Raw genomic sequence first — 20,884 nt, 5'->3', positions numbered from 1 at the left:
GGGCAGCGAGCTTTTAAGCGAGCGGGGGATTTTTATCTTAATAATTTGTGTCACCGCTGCCGCGGTTTTTGAGAGAGAAATTTTCTGTACCCCCCATTGCGGCGCTTTGCGCCTTCATAGGGGGCTAGCGAATGTCCTCGCTACCGCGAGGATTTTCTAAACATATTGTCACTGTTATAAAGATTGCATCATTCAATGATGGATATCGTTGATTAAGATAAAAATCCCCCCACTTGATTTTCAAACAAGCGGCCCCCTTTTATACAAAGTGGGCAAATGATTCGCTACGCTCATCGTTGTCGGAAATTGATCGCCCCCTTTGTATAAAAGGGGGCAGCGAGCTTTTAAGCGAGCGGGGGATTTTTATCTTAATAATTTGTGTCACCGCTCCCGCGGTTCTTGTGAGAGGAGAATTCATGTACCCCCCATTGCGGCGCTTTGCGCCTTCATAGGGGGCTAGCGAATTTCTTCGCTACCGCGAGGATTTTCTAAACATATTGTCACTGTTATAAAGGTAGCATCATTCAATGATGGATATCGTTGATTAAGATAAAAATCCCCCACTTGTTTTTCAAACAAGCGGCCCCCTTTTATACAAAGTGGGCAAATGATTCGCTGTGCTCATCGTTTTTGGGAAGCGACGATCTTTAGCAGCGGTAGCTGCGACATTTGCTAGCCCAGGGTGAAACGAACTCGCGTTAGCGAGTGAGTGGAACCCTGGGAATAGCGTTCCTCCACTCACCAGCACTGCGGTAGCAGTGCAACTTCTTTATATACGAGCCTTTTTAGCAAATATTTGTTTCGCTTCTTCGTTTAAAACCTTTTGCACCAAATTACAAATACCTTTGAATTTATAAACATCGGTAACTAGGTGTTTCATGAGGCGTTCTTCTTCATACGTTAAAAAAACCTTGCCGGCAAGTTTACTCAAGATATGATCGTTTACCAGAGGGAAGTCTTTGCTTCTAATGTAGTCTAAATCATCTTCAGTTAATGTATTGAACAACTCAGGAATATCTAAAATCATGATGGTGGCACCGGGTAGATTGCACAATATGATTAACTCAAGCCTACCTAGGCGTTGGCGTAAATTTTCATCATTCAAAATTTCTCTGGCAATAGCAAGATTAGCGCATCCCAATCTTGCTAAGTGTTCGCCTTTTAATTTTTCTCTAAATTGTGCATTATTTAAAATAAGCTTTGCAATACCAAAGTGCTGATGACCAAGATTGGCTAAATCATCTCCAGTTAGTGTGCTATGGAATGTTTCTAAAATTTTACGCGCAACGTGAGGATCTTGGCTAGCAATAATACATACCCATGATAATTCCAAGTTGAGCAGCAAATCATCATTTTGTAAAACGCTAAGTGCAATAGAGCCATGTTTTTCACAAATCATACTGATATAGCATGAATTCAATTGTGCACTAAAATCAGATTCTTTTAACATCGCTAAAGCCAGTTGTGGATGATTGCTACAGATGGATACTAAATCGTGAAAACTCATTTTAAGACGTAGCTCTTTGTCTGCTAAGATGAGCTTCGCGACTTCAAGATGGGAATATCCTAAAATGGCAAGATTGTTCCCTTGTAACCTGGTTCGAAAATCGGTGTCAGTTAGCATTTTTTTAGCAACATCAAGCTGTTTTTTACCAAGTTGGGTCAATGCTGTTATGCTCATTTTTGAGCGCAAACTTGGATCATTCAAAATGCGCATGGCTAACGCAGGACAATCACTACCAATTTTAGCGATCTCATTATCATTTAGTCTTCTACAAGAAAGACTCTTTAAAAGAGAAACACCTAATACTTCATTCTTGCTTGATAATATGCAAGTGTCTTGATTTGATAGCCATTTCGGTTCATTCAAAAGACGAAGTGCAACTTCGGGATGATAACTTAAGATCTCCAGCATAGCTTGCCAATTCAGTTGTTGAAATAAGGTTTTATCATTAAAAATATTCCTTACATCATCGCTAGACCGACATGTTCTGACAACATCACTGAGTGATATGCTATTTAGTTTATTATTTGTAGTTTGTGCAGCATGGAATTTTTTTGAAACATTGCCAACAGCATGCTGTCCACGTAATTTATAAGCAGGTAAAAAACTTTGAATATGTGAAATAAGGTCGGCATTACTGAATACGGCGTCTATTGCGTGCTGCCCCTCCTGAACCTTTAGTATTTCCTGACGCGTTCCTTTTGCTCCTTGCGTAGATCTCGTAAGAGGGCGCTTTTTATTACTGGGCATAAAAATAATCTAAAGATATAGCATTTTGGATGACGCATTGTAAGCTAAATACTGAAAGAATAATGTGGTAAAAAACCCTATTACAGATAAATAATGCAAAAAAGATGACTAATAGGCGAATTACCAGCGCTTACGTTTACATTGTCTATCATACGATAATCGAGAAGCGAGCGAATGCTTTCTACTAGAGGGTTCAACATGGCTACTACACGCAACACTTTCCAAAGAGCTTGTTTTTCTACTCAATTCAACCGTTTTTTTCCAGAGTGAAAGAATATAACCACGATCTTTTTGCAAAGCATTCAATAATTGCGTTCGTGCGAAATAAGAGGCTACTTCAATGGTTCCTGTAGAGGTAGAGCTCGATGCAACTGCGGAAGATGTCGGGAGTAATTGAGGATTGTGAAGGTAAAGTTGTTCCAATAAAAATCGTGCGCTCACCGATTGAAAGTTCGTATCGATCTGTTGCAGTGCTTCTCTAAAAGCATTAATAATGAGTGGTGACCGAATAAATTCATTGAGTTCAATGTCATAAATGCGGACGTTTTCGATATCATAAGCTTCAAACAAGTATGATAAAAAACAGGCTGCTTTTTCTTGAAAGGCTTTAATAATCACTTCATCTCTTAAATAATCGTCATTAAAACGTTTTACTTGCGCCGCTAATTCAGAATGAGATGAGCATAATTGATCAGCATAGCGATAAGCAAAGTAGAGTGGTTGGTAAAGACTATTCCAAGTATCTTCATCTTGAATCTCAGCTATCAGATCAATTCTTCGTTGAGAATGTCTTGTTTTAAGCACATGAGCGATAAATCTTTCTTCAGGTGTGGCTTGGCGATAATATTCATCAGCTTTGATATTGTTGTGAAATTGGCGCCATGAACTCACTTCGGGGATCTTGGAAGTAGGGCTTTTGATAAATTGCAAAACGGCATCACTATAAGCTTCAAATTCAAACCGATCGACAGCGAAATGACCTTTGGTCGATTCCTTGTGTGCAAAATTGTTGAACATAGTATTACCATGTTCAACAATTTGCAGTCTTACTAAATGCTCCTTCCCATTTTCGTGAGCTTTGCGAACAAAATCAAAGGCGACTTTCGCATTCACATTATTGTCATCAAGGCAGTGACTGACGAGAATGGGATCTTCAATAAATGAAATATGGTTGAAAGGATTTAAAAAATCAGCACGATAATCACGAGGCTCATCTTCTTCATAGAGATAGGGCAAATCGCTATTATATAACATTTGTGCTGATAGAGCGCCATTAAACGAGAGGTAGCCTTGAAATCGACGGAATTGTTCAGGGTATTGAACAGCTAATTGTGCATATCGTACACTCATCAGCCCGCCAAAACTTGCACCTCGTAAAAAAAAAGGTAAATTTTTTAAAGGAGCTAATTTTGGATGTAAGCTCTCAGGATTATCTTGCAAAATTTCATACAAGCAATCAATGCTTCGATGGATTTTTCTAAATAAACTTTCTGACATTTGGGCTTGAAAAACCTTTAATTCAATTAAATCACAGAGATTGGTATAAACAATAGCAACCCCTTCTTCATATAATCTGTTATCAAGGTTTGGCTCAGGTTCGACGCTTTTATCGTTCAATTCTTTAAGTTTTTGCTTTAGATACTCAAAGTCACTTTTTCTAAAGCCACCATAAATATCGATAACAACTGCTGTTATTTTCCCTTCGGGTAATTTGATAGTATATCCAATTGGGGTAGATTGATGTTTTAAGTGCAATGTAAGAGGGTGTCCTTTTGTTTGTGATAATTGTTCATCAGCTGTTGGATAGCGATCATTGTTGTATATCGTAGAAACAAGTGTTCCTCTCCATTGAGCTCTATACAAAATGGCATATTGACGTGGTAAAAATATCATTTTGGAAAAATCCACAATATTATCGTTCAGATCTGTCGATGCAAGTTGTGTATTCAATAGTTGTAATAGTTCATTTTTGTAATGAGCTTTAATGAGTCGATAAATGTCGTTATGATAACGAGCTTGGCCTATGATAGAGATTAAAGACCTATCAGTCATCGTTATTATGTTTGGTAAAATCAGTTGAACTAGATTTATAAGGTCCAGCTTGATAGCAGTTGAAAGCATAGAAATTTTATATTCGTCGGAAATGAATGATATTAGTAAGACTTTAATGCAGTCATATTCACTTTGATAATAAAATCGACGATTTGTTAAGACTGAAAATATTTCTTGTTTGATTAAAGTTTGAGGTAGCTTTTTTAATATTTCATTGAGAAAATGAATGTCTTGCATTTGTATTGTGGTTAATAATACCTCTTTGATAGCGGAGCTGGCACAATTTTTTTTTGTAATGTCTGTTTCGATTGCTTCGAGAAGAGCTGCAAGAATATCAAGGTTTTTATTGTTTGTCGCTATCGAAATTAAAGATTGAAAATGAGTGTCAATTAAGGCATCAACTGAATAGGGCAAATATTCACATAGAGCCGCATGATCGTTATTTTCCACAAATAAGGTGATAAGAGCTCTAATTAATTCGTCATTAAATGATGAAAAATAAGCATCAATAAGATGATCAAAAATTAGTTCATTGCTATTGGCCGCTTTTTGTAATAATTGTTCAGAGGAATAATCATCCCGCAATGCATCTGGATGAGGGATAATTTCTTCCCAAGCAGGTAATGGTTCACTAGCTAATATTCTTTTAACTCTATTTTCATCGAGTTGCTCAATTGCATGATAGAGCTCAACGCCAATAGACACAGTTGTTTTCTCTTGGAGGTTCGATGACGATGATGTCAACATTTTACACCTAAGAATATGTTTTCATTAATTAAAATTTTACTCGTTCTTAGATTAAATTGAATATAAGAAATATTCTTAATAGATAGAAAGTGCTTTGTTAAAGAAATGATTTAAAATAGTTTTTTACAAGAGTATTCATTTTATATTCGATAAACATAAGCTTCCTGCAGACAAAACGTATCTTCCTAATCTTAGCATTACCCATTGCTTATCTTATTTTGCGTAACTAATGCGGCTATTTATCAACCCGCTTGTGTCGTGAACCCGCTAAAAATCCCTCTTTTACCGACAAAAGGGCCAACTGCTGGTCGAGTGACATATTGTGATATGTTCGAACAAGGTATAATCCTGACATTCATGAGTTGTCTTTTGGGCTAATTTCACGCCAAAGCAGTGCAGCTACGTTCTGAATAATGCTGTTAATGAGATTGAAAGAGAGGTTTTATGAAGCGCAGTCGTGATGGTGAAGAACCAAGTTCTACTCGAATTGTTAAAAAAAGAGCAACCGAATCAACAAGCATTTTGGATACAGCCATAAATTGGTTACTAAGCTGGATTCCGCCATCACGTGAAGAACAATTATTTTCTTGTATTAAAAATGGTTGGTATGGCTCGGTTAATTTTTTAATCGCTGAAGGGGTTAAATTATCTCCTGTCGAAGCGGAATTGGCTGCCGATGAATTACGGCGTGCTATTAGAGATCAGGAAACCGATATTGCTCGGTCTCTTATTGCTGCTGGCACGAATACAGAAGTTTTATATGATGGTATGACATCCTTGCACTATGCGATTAAAATGGGGCAAACTGAAATTGTTCAAGCGCTTCTCAATGCTGGCGCTAATAAAGAGGCTTTATATAAGGGCATGACACCTTTGCATTTTGCATTGAGGACTGAACAAGCTGAAATTTATAAGTGTTTTTCAAGAATAGATTTATTAAAGATTGTGAATAATATTCACGTTGTAAAAGAATTAACGCCTAAAACGATAGAAATACTCTATTTTTATTTTAATCGGAAACGAGAGCGAGTAAAGTCACCAACCCTTTTGCTGGATATCTATTATTTTTCCCGTAAAACAGCTCATATTCTTGGACTGGAGGGAGAAATTTGTTTTGATGAAAGCGATATGGAATTTGATATAGAAACTAGAGGTAGTTATGCTGGAGAGAGTTTAGGTCACCTCACAGAATATGTTAAGCTATATAGTAAAATTTATCCTACTTCTTTATTTGAAAGGATTGTTGAAGCATTTGTGTTTTCAAATAATTTGATTGATCCTTGCCATAATTATTATGACGATAATGCTGAATTTAATTTCCATAAGCAATATCTCGCTGATCAATTGATTTACTTTTCATCCGGATGGGAAGGGCATACCGTTGGCTTAGCGTTATATGGCAATTATCTTATTTACGCTAACCGTGGCACAGGCGGTGCTGATAATACGGGCTGCAGAATTTTTAAAATAAATGATACAAAATTGATTCAACCCGATCTGATAAAAGTATTGATTGATGGCTATGTTTCTTCAGAGCAAGAATTTCATGCTATTTTAGCAAGGATAATTGATCTGAATTTTCCTGTCGTATCATGTATGTCTAAGAGCCAAAAGCATCCTACCTGTTCTTTTGTTAGTCCTAAAGCCGCAATAGAAGCGATGATTGTATTACTGCAAGTTGGACCTTCAGCATCAATTGAAAAAGTAAAGGAGCAATTTACTAAGGAATTAGAAAGAGAGAAATACAAGTTATTCACTTCTTTCGTCCGTAAGACTATGATGAACGAACTGATTAAAAACATGTTTTACGCAAAGAATAAATACTTGATCGCTTTTTATGTGGCGTTAGTGAAGAAAATTATCTACCAGCATGGAGGCGGTCAGTTTGGTCGCACTAAAGATTTTGAAGAACGGGTGCGAGCATGCGATTTATATGTACAACTGCCAAACCACATAAAAAATCGTATTGATGAAGATAAAAATTTTTTACAATGGATGGTTAAATTAAACAGTTGCAACAAGGAAAATTCCTCTAGACCGATAGTTCATCAAATGAGGCTGAGAACCAGAAGTCATGATGTCAAAATCACAAAAGAATATGCTCAACAATCGCTCATCTCATCTCGCTTCCAGGGAAGTTGATGAGGCGTGTAATCTTTGCTTAATTTAAAAATAGGGTACTTAATGACATTAAAATAAGGGGAATAATCAAAATCACTGGGTGTGAAGAGCCTGGGATTGCGTTGGATGAGTTCTAAATTATTTTCTTCATCTAATTTTACTAAAGGTAAAATCGGAAAATCAACCGAATGAAAAGCATCGGCAATCATCGAAGAGCAGATATCTTCAGTGGGTTGCAATGCATTATGTTGAAACAGTGAGGAGCGCCAACGCCTCGGAAATAACTCCCAAGGAAATAAAAAACGTGCCAGATCGAAAACATGACGTATGTCATATTTGCGGCCCAAACGTCCAACAGCAAAAGCAATGACTCGTTGGATATCGCTATTATCAAGCCCTTGTGGACGTAGAATGCGGATATGATCGTGTTCATATTTAGACAATGGCGATGCAATCGTGCCTTCACCGACTTCGGTTTCGATTAACAATTGGGTGTCGTCGGAGTAATGATGAAAGGATCGAATGGTTTCTTGTAAATGTTTTCCCGGAATGTCACCTAAGCGCCCGGCATATAAAGCGGCATGTGACCATGGGCTGCGGGTAATTTGTTGAATAATATGGCTTACTCGATTTCGGCCCTCGATCAATAAAACATCGCCTGGTTTCACTTCGTTGCTGATCTGGGAATAATCACATAAATAGGCACGCCTTGGAGGCTCATTTTTGAGGAGCCAGTGCCCGACCTTATTGATAAGCCAATCTGATAGTGATGCCATTCTATTTCCTAAGGTTATATTTAAATATTATATCATTGGCTCTATAGAGGGGAGAGCTAGTTAGTTAGAATCTAACTAACTTTGTCTAGATACTCGTTTCTTGTTTCAAGAGTTGTTATAATGCATACCCTTCGCGGAGAGGTGTCTGAGCGGTCGAAAGAGCACGCCTGGAAAGTGTGTGTACGGTTAAACGTACCGAGGGTTCGAATCCCTCTCTCTCCGCCATCCGCCTACGCTTAAGCTTCGGCGTGATGGGACATCACGAAACGAAGGTGTAGCGAGGCGTATGCCGCGCCGAAGCCTTCAAGGCGAAGGCGGGCTAATCAATTGATAATTCCTCAAAATAAATTCTCATTAAAAGAACATATCCGCCTCCGCATAAAGGCTACGGCGTGGTTATTCCCATTTTTACCTCTCCCTCCGGGAGAGGTCGCTGAAGCAAAGCGAGGCGGGTGAGGGAATAAGAATTGACGGATTTATCCCTCACCCGACATGCTACTCAATTTTGGAGTCTTCTTTTGGCTATAGGCAGTCGCATATCGACCTCTCCAAAAGGGAGAGTTAAAATGAATCTCACTATATTATTCAGAAAAACAACTGTCTTCCAGTTCCGCGTAGGGGGAATGTCGTAATCCTATCGTTGATGGTACATTTTCACCATAAAATGTTTTGGCCATCCAGAGAGCGCCTCTTATGCAAGAAGAAATAATTGATTGGGCGAAGCAAACCTTAAATACCCAAGGGTATCAAATACTGGCTGAGCCCAGCATGGTGCGCAGTATGCCCTGGTCAGAGGTGATGTGCTTTGTGACTTCCCAAGGGAATGTTTATTTGAAATCCATGGCGCCTGCTTTTTCCAATGAACCTAGGCTTTTGCATTATTTAAATCAATGCCACTTTAAGCACGTTCCGATTTTGCTTGCCCAGCATGAAGCCTCAAATTGCTTTTTAATGAAAGATGCCGGGGCCAATTTAAGAGAAAAACTCAAACAACGATATGATGTATTATTGGTTGCCAAAGCGTTACAAAACTATGCCCAGTTGCAAGTAAATTGTATTCATCATGTAAACAAGCTCTTTGCTTGTGGTGTTTCAGATTATCGTTTATCAAAACTGCCGGAATATTTTCAAACCTTTTTTACAGATCATCTTGATATCATCATCGGTGATGGCCTATCGCTTGCTGAAGTTGATGTACTGAAAAACCAGCAAGCTGTCTTTTCTTCGCTATGTCATGAACTTGAGAAGCTCGGTATGCCAGAAACGCTAGAACAGGGTGATTTTCACGATAATAATCTGTTAATTAAAGATAATGAAATTACCATTCATGATTTTGGTGATGCTTGTATTAGCCATCCATTCTTTTCGATTGTTTCTTATTTACATAGTGCTGGTCGTCATCATGTTTTAACCTTGGCAGAACAAGAAACATTAAAAGCCCACTATTTACAGCCATGGGCTTCCTATGCGGAATCTTCCGTCCTAATGAGAGCGTATGATCTTGCGTATTGCTTACGGCCTTTTGTTTGGGCTTTGAATTTTGTGGGGATTTTTGCTTGTGAGGGGATGCAAAATTTTCCAGAATATAAAGGGTATTTGACTGAAGCGTTAAGAACGTTGTTAAAAAATTTGGCTCAATCTTAAATACAAATTAAGTGGTTTTTTTGTGTCGCTGCTGCCGCAGCTCTATGATTGGAGTCATATCTTCCCCCCCATTGCGGTTTCGCCTTCATGGGGGGCTAGAGAATTTCCTCGCTGTCGCGAGTTTTCTGAGCGGTGGTAGCCGCGACAGTTGCTAGCTCCCCATACAAGCATGAAACGGCGTTGGCCGTGAATGCTTATTATTTCAAAGCAGGCGTAGGATACTCGGTCTTAATGGCATGATGGACATCTTCTTTGGTTACATGCTGGTGAATATTTTTTTGTTCCATGAGAGATTTAAAGTTATCCATCAGTGGCAATAAAGCTGGTGCATGTTGATGATAATCACATTCTTGCGGAGGCACGCCTGTAAAACAGTCTATCTGCATCGCTTTCGCCGTTGTTTTGGTAATTTTGATATCCGCATCGCTTTTCTGTCTAATCGCGAGTAAATGTTCGTGGATTTCTTGTAATCGATTAAGAGGAGCATGTTTATCGACAGACTTGAGTCCTAAACCATAACCAGTTGCCCAAATATTAGGTAGTGCTTGAGCAAAATGTAAATGCAAAGAGAGCCAGCTTTTAGCAGGTTTTTTGGATTCAGGATGGAATGCTCTTGCTTCTTGCAATAATGCTTGGCATTGCGTTAATTTATCTTGCAAGCTCGCTGCCACTTGTGAATGATAGTCAACCGGAATAAACGTTGCGCTATCTTTGCTACTGCGAGCTCTTTTTTGCAAAAATTCTTCTGTGCGTTCTAAATAAGCAACTAATTTTGCTGCATCAAGTTTAGATGTTTCCATCATTTCATCAAGATGTTCACAGTTTTTGTTAGTATTTTGCAAAGCCACTTTATATAAAAAAGCGGTGATATATTTGGTGACTGCACGAGCAGGCCCCATTAAAAGTGTGACTTCATCTTCAAAAAACTGGGATAGCTCACCTAGATAAACTCTCGATTCTTTAAACAGTTTTTCAAACTCTTCTGAGGTTGGGCCATTTTGCATAGTAGAATTCCTTTCAATGTTGGTGAAGTAAAGTGGCATTAAAGCTAATTATAAATATAAGAGGTGTCAACTCATTAAGCTGATAATAAAGAAGAGTAGGGGATGAAAAGTAAAGTGACATTCATATGAATGCCACTTTAATTAAAAATTAGATATGTGTGATTTGGAAATTACCAATGGTAATTTTATCAATTGGCATATTGTTGAAGCTATCAGCTTCATTATCAAGAATAGCACCTAAAACTTTGGCATTTAATTGACCCGTGAGTAACATGCCTAGCAGGTGAACAAATTGATCGGTGTTCTCAGTAGGAACATTCGCAGAAACCGAAACATTAACATCGCCACCTGAAACTTTTTGGCAATTTTCTAGGTTCAATAACTTCATTTGGTTCTCCATATCAGTTTGGTGTAAAAGACCAAAATCACTATATTTTTTTTATTTCTAAGTAGCAACTTAAGTCGCTTACGATAATGAAGCTATCATTCCAATCTTCTTTTAAACATCCAACCTGCAACCGATAAGGTAATCACCGCAATGAAAGCCATTGGCCAGGCATTTATCATAATTTCTGTTGCATTCATGTCTTTTAGAAAGACACCTTTGATAATAATAAAGAAATGGGTAATGGGAATAAACCAACTGACGGGTTGAAGCCAAGTTGGCATATTTTCAATAGGTGTTGCAAAACCAGACAGCAACATGGTGGGCACCATAAAGACAAAGCTGCCAAGTACCGCTTGCTGTTGCGTTTGTGATATCGATGAGATAAATAAACCCACTCCAATAATGGAAGTGATAAAGACAATCATACTGAAGTAAAAAAGGAGGAGCGATCCATGAAAAGGGATTTTATATAAAATCATCGCAATAATCATAATAATGGTGCTTTCGCTAACACCAATAATCATGGCAGGGAGCATTTTGCCAATGATGATTTCCCATGTTTGTAAGGGAGAGACTAATAGTTGATCGAAGTTGCCCATTTCACGTTCTCTGGCTACCGATAAGGCAGTGACCAATAAACCCAGCATCATACTTAATATGCCTACCAGGCAAGGGACGGTATACAATAAATAATCTAAGTTGGGATTAAACCAGCTTCTAAAGATTCCTTGTACCAAAAGAGGGGTGAAGGTGTTTAATTGGGTTTGAATATCAACATTAAAATTTTCAATGATACGCAATAAATAGCCTTGCACAATTTGCGCTGCATTTGAACGCCGTCCATCTAGAATAATACCGATAGAAGGGTTATTGCCTTTTGCCAGCTCTGCCGAAAAATCATTTTTTATTTCAATGCCGACTAAGGCATTTTGATCGTCAATTATTTTTTGAAAATGATGAAGATTATCCACACTATAAACATGAGTAAAATAAGGAGAACCTTTCACGCGTTCAATTAATTCACGGCTATACCAGCCAGCGTCTTGGTTATAGTAAACGACAGAGATATTTTTGACTTCTAACGTAATCGCTTGGGCTAAAATAAAGAGTTGAATTAAGGGTGGGATAATTAAAGTAAAACGCCCACGCTTGTCACGAAGCATGGCGAGTAATTCCTTAATAATAAGCGCTTTAATTCGTACCCACATAACTAATCCAGTTGTCTTTTAGTCTTTTTCGCGACGATAAAGAGCAATAAAGCTCCTAGCACCAACATGGCGAGTAAATTAGGTAACATCTGTGACCATACCACGCCAGTTAAGAAATTGGTTTTAATGATTGAAACAAAATAGCGAGCGGGCAATAAATGGGTAATCATTCGAATTGGCCATGGCATAGAGTCTATTTCATATAAAAATCCAGATAGCATGTAAGCAGGTAAGAATGCGGCATTAATTGCCGCTTGGGATGCAACAAACTGATTCTTGGCTAGCGTCGAAATGAGTAATCCTTGGCCAAGTGCTGCCAGCAGAAATAATGCGGTACTGAGCGCCATAATCCAAAGTGAGCCATGAAAAGGGACCGAAAAACCAATAACGGTAATGAAGACGCAAATCGCCATAGAGCACATCCCTAACATAAAATAGGGTAGTAGCTTACCAATGATTAACTCGTCAATGCGAATAGGGGTTGCGAGAATGGCTTCCATGGTGCCACGCTCCCATTCCCTTGCAACGACCAATGCGGTTAGCAAAGTACCAATCAATGCCATTGTCACGGCTAATGAGCCAGGTAATAAAACATCACGACTTCGAAGTTCGGGGTTAAACCAGACTCTAGATTGTGTGGTAATCGTACTATGGGGGGTAATACCTGATATTTTGTCTTGATCGACAAGCCAGCTTTGAATAACACCTTGGGCATAATTTTCGACAAAGCTTGCTGTGTTCGTTTCGCTACCATCGGCAATAATTTGTATGGTTGCTGTTTCGTGAGCTAGCAATTTTTTTGAAAAATCTTGTGGGATAACAATAAATCCTCGGATGAGAGCCGCAGCTAAATCATTTTCAATTTTTTCACGATTTTCACTGATTTCAGCTTGGAAGTATCGTGTGTTTTTAAAGGCGGCAGCAATGCTTCGAGCCGGTGGTGACATATCTTCAAGCACAATACCAATTCTAATAATGTTAGCATCCAGTGATACACCATAGGCAAATAAAAAAATCATCATTAAGGGTAAAAAAATCGCGATTAAATAACTGCTCGGATCGCGAATGATTTGAAAAAACTCTTTTTTCATAAAAGAGGATAATCGCTTGCCCGAAAAACTACTCATTGACTAGGACATCCTGTGTGGTTTTATCAAAGCGTTGTACGATCTCTATGAACGCATCTTCTAAAGTAGGATCAGGGTTATTGGCTGTGGCGATTTGTTTTTTTAAATTATCTGGGGTATCGGCAGCAATATTTTGACCTCGATAAATTAAGGCGATTCTGTCACAATATTCTGCCTCATCCATAAAATGGGTCGTGACCATAATAGTAATGCCTTTTTCAACCATCGCGTTAATATGGACCCAAAATTCACGCCGAGTTAAAGGATCGACACCTGAGGTAGGTTCATCGAGAAAGAGCACATCAGGTTCATGCATCACGGCGCTTGCCAATGCCAAACGTTGTTTAAATCCTAAAGGCAGCTCTTCGGCATTCATCTGCAAATAAGCTTTTAAATCAAATATCTCAATCATTTCTTGCGTTCGATGTTTTCGCTCGGCGCCTTTTAAGCCATAGATGCCAGCAAAAAATTCTAAATTTTGTTTAACGCTTAAAGTGCCATAAAGCGAAAATTTTTGAGCCATATAGCCTATGCGTGAACGAGCTTTACTGCTGGAGGTTTTAAGATCATGTCCTGAAACCAGTGCAACCCCAGAGGTGGGTTGTAATAAGCCACAGAGCATTTTAAATGTCGTTGATTTGCCTGCACCATTTGGGCCTAATAAGCCAAAAATTTCGCCTTTGTGGATACTGAAGGAGATATTATTAGCTGCTGTAAAATTGCCAAAACATTTGGTTAAATTTTTAGCAACGATCGGAGTTGTCTTTTTTTCGTGCTTGGCTGCTATTTTTTCAGCAAGACGTGACTTTCTGGTATATTTTCCTTGCAAAATATCAATAAAGGCATCTTCAAAGCGAGGTGGTGTTGGATTGAGAGGTTCGTCAATTGTCAATTGAGCATGTTCTTTTAACAACAGTCTAATTTTATTTCCTTGGACAATACCATCAACGACTTCAGGTTTTTGAATTAAGGCAAGAAATTGCTTGCGCTTGTCGGTTTCCACCCCACTCACGAGATATGTGCGTCCTGAAACACTCGCAGTTAATGTTTGCGGGGGGCCACTAAAATAGAGATGTCCATCATTAAGTAAAAGGACCTCATTACATTGCTCAGCTTCATCAAGATAAGAGGTTGCCCAGATAACAGCCATACCATCTTGTAATAATTCTTGGACCATTTTCCATAACTCACGCCGAGAAATGGGATCAACACCCACACTCGGCTCATCTAAAAGCAAGACTCTGGGATGACTAAGCAATGCACAAGCAAGACCCAGTTTCTGTTTCATACCACCTGATAGTTTACCCGCAAGTCGTTTGGTAAATCGAGTAAGATCAGTAAAATGCAGCATTTTGTCGAAGATCGGACCACGCTCTTTTACACTAATACTACGAAGGCTTGCATGAAGATTTAAATTTTCCATCACCGTGAGATCTTCATATAGGCCAAATTTTTGTGGCATGTAGCCGAGAATATCTTGAATAGCGGTACTTTCTTGCACGGTATCATAACCACAAACGGTAATCGTGCCCGAAGTTGGATGCATTAAACCCGCAATTAATCGAAGGAGGGTCGTTTTGCCTGCGGCATCGGGGCCGACAAGCCCGGTTACATGACCTGAACGAACCGTTGCTGAAATATGATCAAGTGCAGGTTTAGAATCTGCAAAAATTTTAGTGACATCGTTAATGCGGATTTCTGATGACATCGGGATTTTTCTCAAGCACTTGATTATTCATCGTGTTTTGTTTTAACACGATGCTCACCGGCATTCCTTGGCGCAGAACACCATTTTTATCATCAACCACAATTCGAATTCGATAAACCAAATCGGTTCTTAATGCTCTGGTTTCAACGTTCTTGGGTGTAAATTCAGCTTGGGGTGAGATAAATCCCACTTGCCCTTTTATCGGTGTGTCAGGATAAGCATCGATATAAATAAGCGCTTCCATCCCTGGTTTCACTTTGCCTAATTCTGTTTCTGTAATGTAGGCTCTGACTTGAATAGGGTTCACCAATGAGAGTGTATAAACGGGGGTGCCAATCTCTACAATTGAGCCGGGTTCACGTATTCGCGTTAAAATAATGCCATTGGATGGCGCAAATAATTCTGTATCAGTTACGTTAAGTTCAGCATTCGCTAAACGGGCTTTCGCAGCATCAAATTGAGCGATGCCTTGTGCAATATCTTCTGCACGAAAACCTTCTGTTGCTAAAGCCAGTGCTTCTTTGGCGGTTTTAAGTTGCGCCTCTGTTTCCTTCTTTTGCGTTAATGCATCGTCATAGGTTTGTTTCGATGCCAAATTTTTGCGAACCAGATCGGCTTGACGTTCAAGACTACGATTTGCATTGATGAAAGAAGCTTCCTTTTCTCTAACTGCAGCCATGGCTTGTTGAATTTCTTGAGGACGATTTCCTTTTTGCAGTTTTTGTAAATTGGCATCCGCTTGTGCAAGCTGTGCTTTTTGATTGGCCGCTTCAATGTCAAAAGGTTCTTTATCTAGGAGAGCTAATTTATCGCCTTGGTGGACATAATCGCCTTCTTCGTGCAGCATTTTTAATAGCCGCCCTTTAACACGAAACCCTAGTTCAACTTGGCGAATGTCAACATTACCAAAAAGGTGAATTTCATCTTTGGGAAAATGATCGTGTTGGGTGTAATAAACATAACCCGCTGCTATGGCAAGAGCACCAATCGCTAACAAAATCCTAGCTTTTTTCACAGTCCCAATGTCCTTTAAGGGATTTCCATATTAATAATAGAAGCTGGGCAACTTATTTGCCTTCTGCTGAATGGTTATTCAGATTCTTCATCTTCATCGGCAGGGAGGAAGCCACCAATTTGTGCTTCCCATAGGGATTTATAAAGTCCTGGTTGGTTCATAAGCTCATCATGCGTACCATCTTGAACTATCTTGCCTCGTTCAAAAACAATGATTCTATCCATATGTAAGAGCGTCGACAATCGATGAGCAATCACTAAGCACGTTTTATTTTCCATGAGATACCATAGGCTTTCCTGGATGAGCGTTTCTGTCATAGAGTCTAATTGACTAGTTGCTTCATCCAGAATCAGAATTGGCGAATTTTTAAGAATGGCTCTAGCGATAGCAATACGTTGGCGTTGGCCACCTGATAATTTAACCCCTCTTTCCCCGACCATCACTTGATATTTTTCTGGGATCAAACGTATAAAATCATGTGCATGCGCTTTTTGGGCGGCAGTCATGACTTCTTTTTCTGTTGCATTTAGTTTCCCATAACGGATATTTTCTAATAAGGTTCGATTAAATAAGGTAGGTTCTTGAGGAATCATGGCAATTGCTTTACGTAAGCTTTTTTGCGTAAGATCTCGAATATCTTGCCCATCGATCATGATGGAGCCGCCAGTCACATCAAACAAGCGAAGTATCAGATTGACAAAAGTGGTTTTACCGCTACCTGAGAAACCAACAAGTCCTACTTTTTGTCCGGCATTAATGGTAATCGATTTGTTTTTAAATAATGGCTCCATGCCATTATATTGAAAGCGAACATTATCAAAAACAATTTTTCCTTTACTTAATGCAATATTTTTGGCATTGGGTTTGTCTGGGATTTCAATGGGTGCAGTGACGATTCGTAAACCTTGTGTCACGTTCCCAAGATGCTCTGCAAATTCTTTAACATCTTGCGAAATTATCCACAGGCAATCCACCATGGCAATATTAATAGAAAGAATTAAAGCAAAATCGCCTGCCGTGGTCGTTTGCATTTTGACTCCCATAATAAGCCACCACAGACAAAGGGCTTGAAAAACAACAAAAGAAACACCTTGTAGCGCGTGGACATTCATAAAAAACCGGTCACGCTTTTGTTCGGCGCTAACATAATTGTCCATCATATTTTCTAAATATCCATGTTCTGAATTTTTGGTGCTAAAGAGCCGAATGCTCATCATGTTAGAAAAGATATCAACAATGTGTCCCATTAAGGTTGTTCTGGCGGTAGCTGCCTTATCTGACAGGTGGCGGGTATGAGGTGCAGTCCCTAATGACAATGCAAGAAATAAGATAACCCAGATTAATAATGCAAAAGCAAATTTTATGTCGACCGTCCAAACGGTATAAACAGCAATAAAAAGTGCGAGTGTTTGACTAAAAAATTTATCAATAAAGAGTCTGACAATATTAGAAACCCCATTCATCACATCACTGATTTTATTACTAAGTCCGCCAGCAAATTGGTTTTGATAAGTTTGATGAGAATGGTCCATCATTCTGTCCATTAAGATCATACATATCATTTTTTTAATACCTGGAAATAGCTTAAGTGCCACCCAGTCATAATAACGAAAGACAATAACGACGGTTATTGATACAAATAAATAAAATCCAGCGGGTACCCATAAATTTTCTACGACTTTTTCATGGGGAGAGTCAGCAATAGTATTCAATATCACTTTGATGAGGTAAGGCCGTAGGCTAATATCAATTGCCCAAACAATTGCTACAAAAATTTGTCCGCTGATCAGCCATTTAAATGGCCGTACCACTTTCATAATGAAGCTACCAACGGAGATATTGGTTATATCTTGCATATGCAATAAATTGGGGTGATAGACTGCCACATATAAGCAAGTGTAGTGATTTTCGAGTTTTGTTTGTGGGCTTATTCATGGGATGCCGCGGATAACAAGCCGCGGCAAATAACATGGAAGTAGTTCAACAACGTTGTTGTAGCTTCTTGGCGAAAAAAGTCTTTTCCGAACGAAGAGCATATTTATCCAGGAATATCGCAAACCCACCATTACCAAGGACATTAGCAGCAGTGATAAATGGATCAAATAACAGATACAATGCAGTAATCAATGAAAGCATGGGCGAGTTAAATCCAAGATAACTCTCCAATATAGGTAACATCACAAAGATACCACCACCCGGGACTGCGGCAACCGAGAATTTGGCTAATACAAAATATCCTGAAAAAATAAGATATTGTATTAACAAAGGTTCGGGTGCACCGTAACTTTTTAAGATGGCATAAGCTAAGATGGGGATGGCAAAGCAATCACCAATTAAATGAACATTAACGGTGGTTGGTATAATCGAGCGCGCAAAATCAGCATTGTGTGCATTTTTTTGAGTGCCCAAAATAGTTAAAGGCATCGCTGAAGCGCTCGACATGGTGCTAAAGCCGGCAATGGTTGCTGGCAACATGTTCTTTAATGCTTGCAGACACTGCTTTATTTTAAGATTGTTAGCCAGCAAATAAATGAAGGTAATATAGCTAAATTGCGCAATAACAATGATTGCTAAAATAATAGCATATTGCTGAAAAATTGATTTCACCAATCCCTCATAACTTAATTTGACAACAAATCCTGCAACAAAGAAGGGGATAATATAAGTGAAGTAATGAAGCAATTTATTAACCCATTCAGAAAGAAACAGTGCAAGGGGTTTCGCCACTTTAGGCATCAGTAAAGAAAATGCGACACCGCCAATTAAACCACCAAACATCGCCTTGTCATTGGCAATCCAGCTTGGAAATTGCAGTTGCCATAAAGGAGTGAGTTCATTAATAGTGCTGGGTAATACAAGCTTCAGATCAAAAAGATAAAGCGAAGTACCAACATAATGACTAATAAAGGTGGATAAGAAATTAGAGCAACACACCGCAGCAAGAATCAGTAAAATTAATTTGGTCGCTTGATGTGCTAAGTCAACCGCTGTTTTAAAGAGAAGGCTAAAAATGACTGCTGGCAAGATAAAGAGCAGCAAATTTTTGATAGATAAGCTAACCCCATATAGGGCTGCCTGCACTTCGTTGGATAAATAGGGTTGCAATAAGACGACCCCTAAAATAACAGCCAACAAATAAAGTGGCATTTTATGAAACATGACGACACCTCAATCAGTGAGTGATAAAAAATAAAATAAATTGTATTAATAGGGGATTATTGGCGCAGACGCGCCGTTGTCGTGGTGAAGTGATGGGCTAAGCAAAAAGCTTGTTTCATAAAATAAAGCGAGATCTATATAAGCAAATGTGAAAATCTATTTGAAAGTTATAGAAGATTAACTCAGTTTTGTCAATTCACTTAAAGCCGTGAAAACTACCATTAATCAAGTAGCTTAACTATAATATAGATTACCTTGACCACTGAATTAGTTTGTGTTTTACTTTCATAACTAACCATAAGGCACTTAAGTGTATGTTCAAGTTTCTCTATCAGATGCTGCCCTCCTGTTGTCGACCTTCGGTTGACGAATAACTATTATTAATGCTTATCTATATTTAAACCTATTTTCCACATTGAAATGAGAAACTTAAAATGTTAAATCGACGTGGCTATTGGCACATCTTATTAGCGATCTTTTTGGCTATTCTTGCTGGGCTTTGGCAACAACCGTGGATCCTCAAGTGCGCTGATCTGGTTTCCGAAATATTCGTTCGCTTATTGAAATTAATCAGTTTACCGATGATTAGTTTGTCATTATTAGCGACAATCTCATCAGTGGGAGAGAATTCCCTCTCTACCATGGGTAAACGTATCGTTACCTATACCGTTTTAACCACAACGATTGCAGCAACCATTGCGCTCTTGATGTATACCTTTATGCAACCTGTTTTTCATCTTAGCAATGAAGTGGTAGCCCAAACGGTCAATCAAGTCGATTATCTTAAAGAGCTTATTAAGGTCATTCCAAGCAATTTATTGGAGCCTTTCTTAGAAGGTAACGTCGTCAGCATTTTATTGCTTTCTTTATTATTAGGCTTTGGGATCACCAAACTTCCTAAAGAACAACGCTTACCGATACATCAATTATTACAAAGCTTGTTCTTAATTATGATGCAGATCACGCGTTGGATTGTTAGCTTTATGCCCGTTGCGGTTTGGGGTTTTATGACTTCTTTCGTGTTAGAGCTAACCAAAGGATTATCCATTGCACAGTTAGGCTGGTATCTGGGCGCGATATTATCAGCTAATCTAATTCAAGCCTTTATCATCTTGCCGTTGTTTTTGTGGTGGCATGGTATTTCTGCTCGTCAAGCATTTATGAAAATGTTGCCGGCGTTATCCTTTGCCTTTTTCTCAAAATCTTCCAGCGCCGCTATGCCAACAGCAATTGACTGTGCAGAGAGAAATTTAGGGGTAGATTCAAAAGTCGCCAGATTTAGTTTTCCACTTTGCACCAGTATTAATATGAACGCTTGCGCTGCCTTTATATTAATTACGGTACTGTTTGTTGCACAAAGCCATGGCATGCAGATTTCAATGAGTGAAAAAATCACCTGGATCTTTATTGCAACGATTGCTGCTATTGGTAATGCAGGTGTGCCCATGGGATGCTTCTTTATTGCGAGTGCATTGCTTAGCACAATGAATTTACCCTTAACCTTGATGGGGATCATTTTACCTTTCTATGCATTGCTCGATATGTTGGAAAGCGCCATCAATATATGGTCAGACTCTTGTGTGACATTAGCGGTTAATCAGAAGAGTAAAGAAGTACTTGTTTCAGAGCCATCGTCTAATACTATTGTTGAAGAGTTGGCAGAATAAACCATTATACGAGA

At 38.8% G+C, this 20,884-nt stretch carries 15 protein-coding genes and 1 tRNA gene; 4 read left to right on the top strand and 12 right to left on the bottom strand.

Annotation, left to right across the window (positions count from 1 at the left end; all coding sequences use genetic code 11):
- Nucleotides 1-456: 456 nt before the first annotated feature.
- From HT99x_RS13100 to HT99x_RS13090, 3 genes are all read right to left on the bottom strand, one after another.
- On the bottom strand, nucleotides 457-579 hold the full coding sequence (locus tag HT99x_RS13100; protein WP_259566707.1) for a hypothetical protein: 123 nt from the start codon (nucleotides 577-579) through the stop codon (nucleotides 457-459).
- A gap of 190 nt (nucleotides 580-769) precedes the next feature.
- Nucleotides 770-2,254 carry a hypothetical protein gene (locus HT99x_RS13095; RefSeq protein ID WP_075065478.1) on the bottom strand — a complete coding sequence of 495 codons (1,485 nt, stop codon included), beginning with the start codon at nucleotides 2,252-2,254 and terminating at the stop codon, nucleotides 770-772.
- A gap of 120 nt (nucleotides 2,255-2,374) precedes the next feature.
- Complete coding sequence (locus tag HT99x_RS13090; protein WP_139016563.1) at nucleotides 2,375-5,053, bottom strand: alpha/beta hydrolase; 2,679 nt, start codon at nucleotides 5,051-5,053, stop codon at nucleotides 2,375-2,377.
- A 444-nt stretch (nucleotides 5,054-5,497) separates the two neighbouring features.
- On the opposite strand from HT99x_RS13090, the gene HT99x_RS13085 reads away from it, so the two are divergent.
- Nucleotides 5,498-7,195, top strand: coding sequence for an ankyrin repeat domain-containing protein (locus HT99x_RS13085; RefSeq protein WP_075065480.1), 1,698 nt, complete (start codon nucleotides 5,498-5,500; stop codon nucleotides 7,193-7,195).
- On the opposite strand, the gene HT99x_RS13080 is transcribed toward HT99x_RS13085, so the two are convergent.
- On the bottom strand, nucleotides 7,156-7,950 hold the full coding sequence (locus tag HT99x_RS13080) for a YiiX/YebB-like N1pC/P60 family cysteine hydrolase (protein WP_075065481.1): 795 nt from the start codon (nucleotides 7,948-7,950) through the stop codon (nucleotides 7,156-7,158). The two genes, HT99x_RS13085 and HT99x_RS13080, sit on opposite strands and share 40 nt — an antisense overlap.
- A gap of 135 nt (nucleotides 7,951-8,085) precedes the next feature.
- Between HT99x_RS13080 and HT99x_RS13075 the strand changes: the two genes are divergently transcribed.
- Both HT99x_RS13075 and HT99x_RS13070 read left to right on the top strand, forming a co-directional pair.
- Nucleotides 8,086-8,175 (top strand) — tRNA-Ser (locus HT99x_RS13075).
- Between the two features lie 468 nt (nucleotides 8,176-8,643).
- Nucleotides 8,644-9,594: an aminoglycoside phosphotransferase family protein gene (locus HT99x_RS13070; protein WP_075065482.1), complete on the top strand. Its 951-nt coding sequence runs from the start codon at nucleotides 8,644-8,646 to the stop codon at nucleotides 9,592-9,594.
- A 197-nt stretch (nucleotides 9,595-9,791) separates the two neighbouring features.
- Here HT99x_RS13070 and HT99x_RS13065 read toward each other — a convergent pair whose 3' ends face one another.
- The 8 genes from HT99x_RS13065 to HT99x_RS13030 form a co-directional block, all read right to left on the bottom strand.
- Nucleotides 9,792-10,598, bottom strand: a complete 807-nt coding sequence (locus tag HT99x_RS13065) for a hypothetical protein (RefSeq protein ID WP_075065483.1) — start codon at nucleotides 10,596-10,598, stop codon at nucleotides 9,792-9,794.
- Nucleotides 10,599-10,746: 148 nt separating this feature from the next.
- Nucleotides 10,747-10,986, bottom strand: coding sequence for a hypothetical protein (locus HT99x_RS13060; protein WP_075065484.1), 240 nt, complete (start codon nucleotides 10,984-10,986; stop codon nucleotides 10,747-10,749).
- A 95-nt stretch (nucleotides 10,987-11,081) separates the two neighbouring features.
- Nucleotides 11,082-12,194, bottom strand: a complete 1,113-nt coding sequence (locus tag HT99x_RS13055; protein ID WP_075065485.1) for an ABC transporter permease — start codon at nucleotides 12,192-12,194, stop codon at nucleotides 11,082-11,084.
- A gap of 2 nt (nucleotides 12,195-12,196) precedes the next feature.
- Nucleotides 12,197-13,321, bottom strand: coding sequence for an ABC transporter permease (locus tag HT99x_RS13050; RefSeq protein ID WP_075065486.1), 1,125 nt, complete (start codon nucleotides 13,319-13,321; stop codon nucleotides 12,197-12,199).
- Nucleotides 13,314-15,029, bottom strand: coding sequence for an ATP-binding cassette domain-containing protein (locus tag HT99x_RS13045; RefSeq protein ID WP_075065487.1), 1,716 nt, complete (start codon nucleotides 15,027-15,029; stop codon nucleotides 13,314-13,316). Before HT99x_RS13045 ends, HT99x_RS13050 begins: the two co-directional genes overlap by 8 nt.
- The gene (gene hlyD, locus HT99x_RS13040; protein WP_075065488.1) at nucleotides 15,007-16,044 is read right to left on the bottom strand and encodes a secretion protein HlyD; all 1,038 of its coding nucleotides are present in this window, start codon (nucleotides 16,042-16,044) and stop codon (nucleotides 15,007-15,009) included. Before hlyD ends, HT99x_RS13045 begins: the two co-directional genes overlap by 23 nt.
- Before the next feature lie 74 nt (nucleotides 16,045-16,118).
- A complete protein-coding gene (locus HT99x_RS13035; RefSeq protein WP_200957093.1) occupies nucleotides 16,119-17,861 on the bottom strand; it encodes an ATP-binding cassette domain-containing protein in 1,743 nt (580 codons plus the stop codon).
- A gap of 163 nt (nucleotides 17,862-18,024) precedes the next feature.
- Entirely contained in the window at nucleotides 18,025-19,203 is a 1,179-nt protein-coding gene (locus HT99x_RS13030) for a cation:dicarboxylate symporter family transporter (protein WP_075065490.1), read from the bottom strand.
- 434 nt (nucleotides 19,204-19,637) lie between these two features.
- Between HT99x_RS13030 and HT99x_RS13025 the strand changes: the two genes are divergently transcribed.
- Nucleotides 19,638-20,870, top strand: coding sequence for a cation:dicarboxylate symporter family transporter (locus tag HT99x_RS13025; protein ID WP_075065491.1), 1,233 nt, complete (start codon nucleotides 19,638-19,640; stop codon nucleotides 20,868-20,870).
- Nucleotides 20,871-20,884 lie beyond the last annotated feature (14 nt).

The organism is Candidatus Berkiella aquae, assembly GCF_001431295.2.
In the GTDB taxonomy this organism is placed as follows: domain Bacteria; phylum Pseudomonadota; class Gammaproteobacteria; order Berkiellales; family Berkiellaceae; genus Berkiella; species Berkiella aquae.
This window is presented reverse-complemented; position numbering and strand designations above follow the sequence as displayed.

Excerpts from the sequence above, each read along its gene's own strand:
- HT99x_RS13085 (WP_075065480.1), top strand. The coding sequence starts at position 5,498 with ATGAAGCGCAGTCGTGATGGTGAAGAACCAAGTTCTACTCGAATTGTT.
- HT99x_RS13060 (WP_075065484.1), bottom strand. The coding sequence starts at position 10,986 with ATGAAGTTATTGAACCTAGAAAATTGCCAAAAAGTTTCAGGTGGCGAT.
- HT99x_RS13050 (WP_075065486.1), bottom strand. The coding sequence starts at position 13,321 with ATGAGTAGTTTTTCGGGCAAGCGATTATCCTCTTTTATGAAAAAAGAG.
- HT99x_RS13025 (WP_075065491.1), top strand. The coding sequence starts at position 19,638 with ATGTTAAATCGACGTGGCTATTGGCACATCTTATTAGCGATCTTTTTG.
- HT99x_RS13065 (WP_075065483.1), bottom strand. The coding sequence starts at position 10,598 with ATGCAAAATGGCCCAACCTCAGAAGAGTTTGAAAAACTGTTTAAAGAA.
- HT99x_RS13030 (WP_075065490.1), bottom strand. The coding sequence starts at position 19,203 with ATGTTTCATAAAATGCCACTTTATTTGTTGGCTGTTATTTTAGGGGTC.
- HT99x_RS13080 (WP_075065481.1), bottom strand. The coding sequence starts at position 7,950 with ATGGCATCACTATCAGATTGGCTTATCAATAAGGTCGGGCACTGGCTC.
- HT99x_RS13055 (WP_075065485.1), bottom strand. The coding sequence starts at position 12,194 with ATGTGGGTACGAATTAAAGCGCTTATTATTAAGGAATTACTCGCCATG.
- HT99x_RS13090 (WP_139016563.1), bottom strand. The coding sequence starts at position 5,053 with ATGTTGACATCATCGTCATCGAACCTCCAAGAGAAAACAACTGTGTCT.
- HT99x_RS13095 (WP_075065478.1), bottom strand. The coding sequence starts at position 2,254 with ATGCCCAGTAATAAAAAGCGCCCTCTTACGAGATCTACGCAAGGAGCA.
- HT99x_RS13070 (WP_075065482.1), top strand. The coding sequence starts at position 8,644 with ATGCAAGAAGAAATAATTGATTGGGCGAAGCAAACCTTAAATACCCAA.
- HT99x_RS13045 (WP_075065487.1), bottom strand. The coding sequence starts at position 15,029 with ATGTCATCAGAAATCCGCATTAACGATGTCACTAAAATTTTTGCAGAT.
- HT99x_RS13035 (WP_200957093.1), bottom strand. The coding sequence starts at position 17,861 with ATGAAAGTGGTACGGCCATTTAAATGGCTGATCAGCGGACAAATTTTT.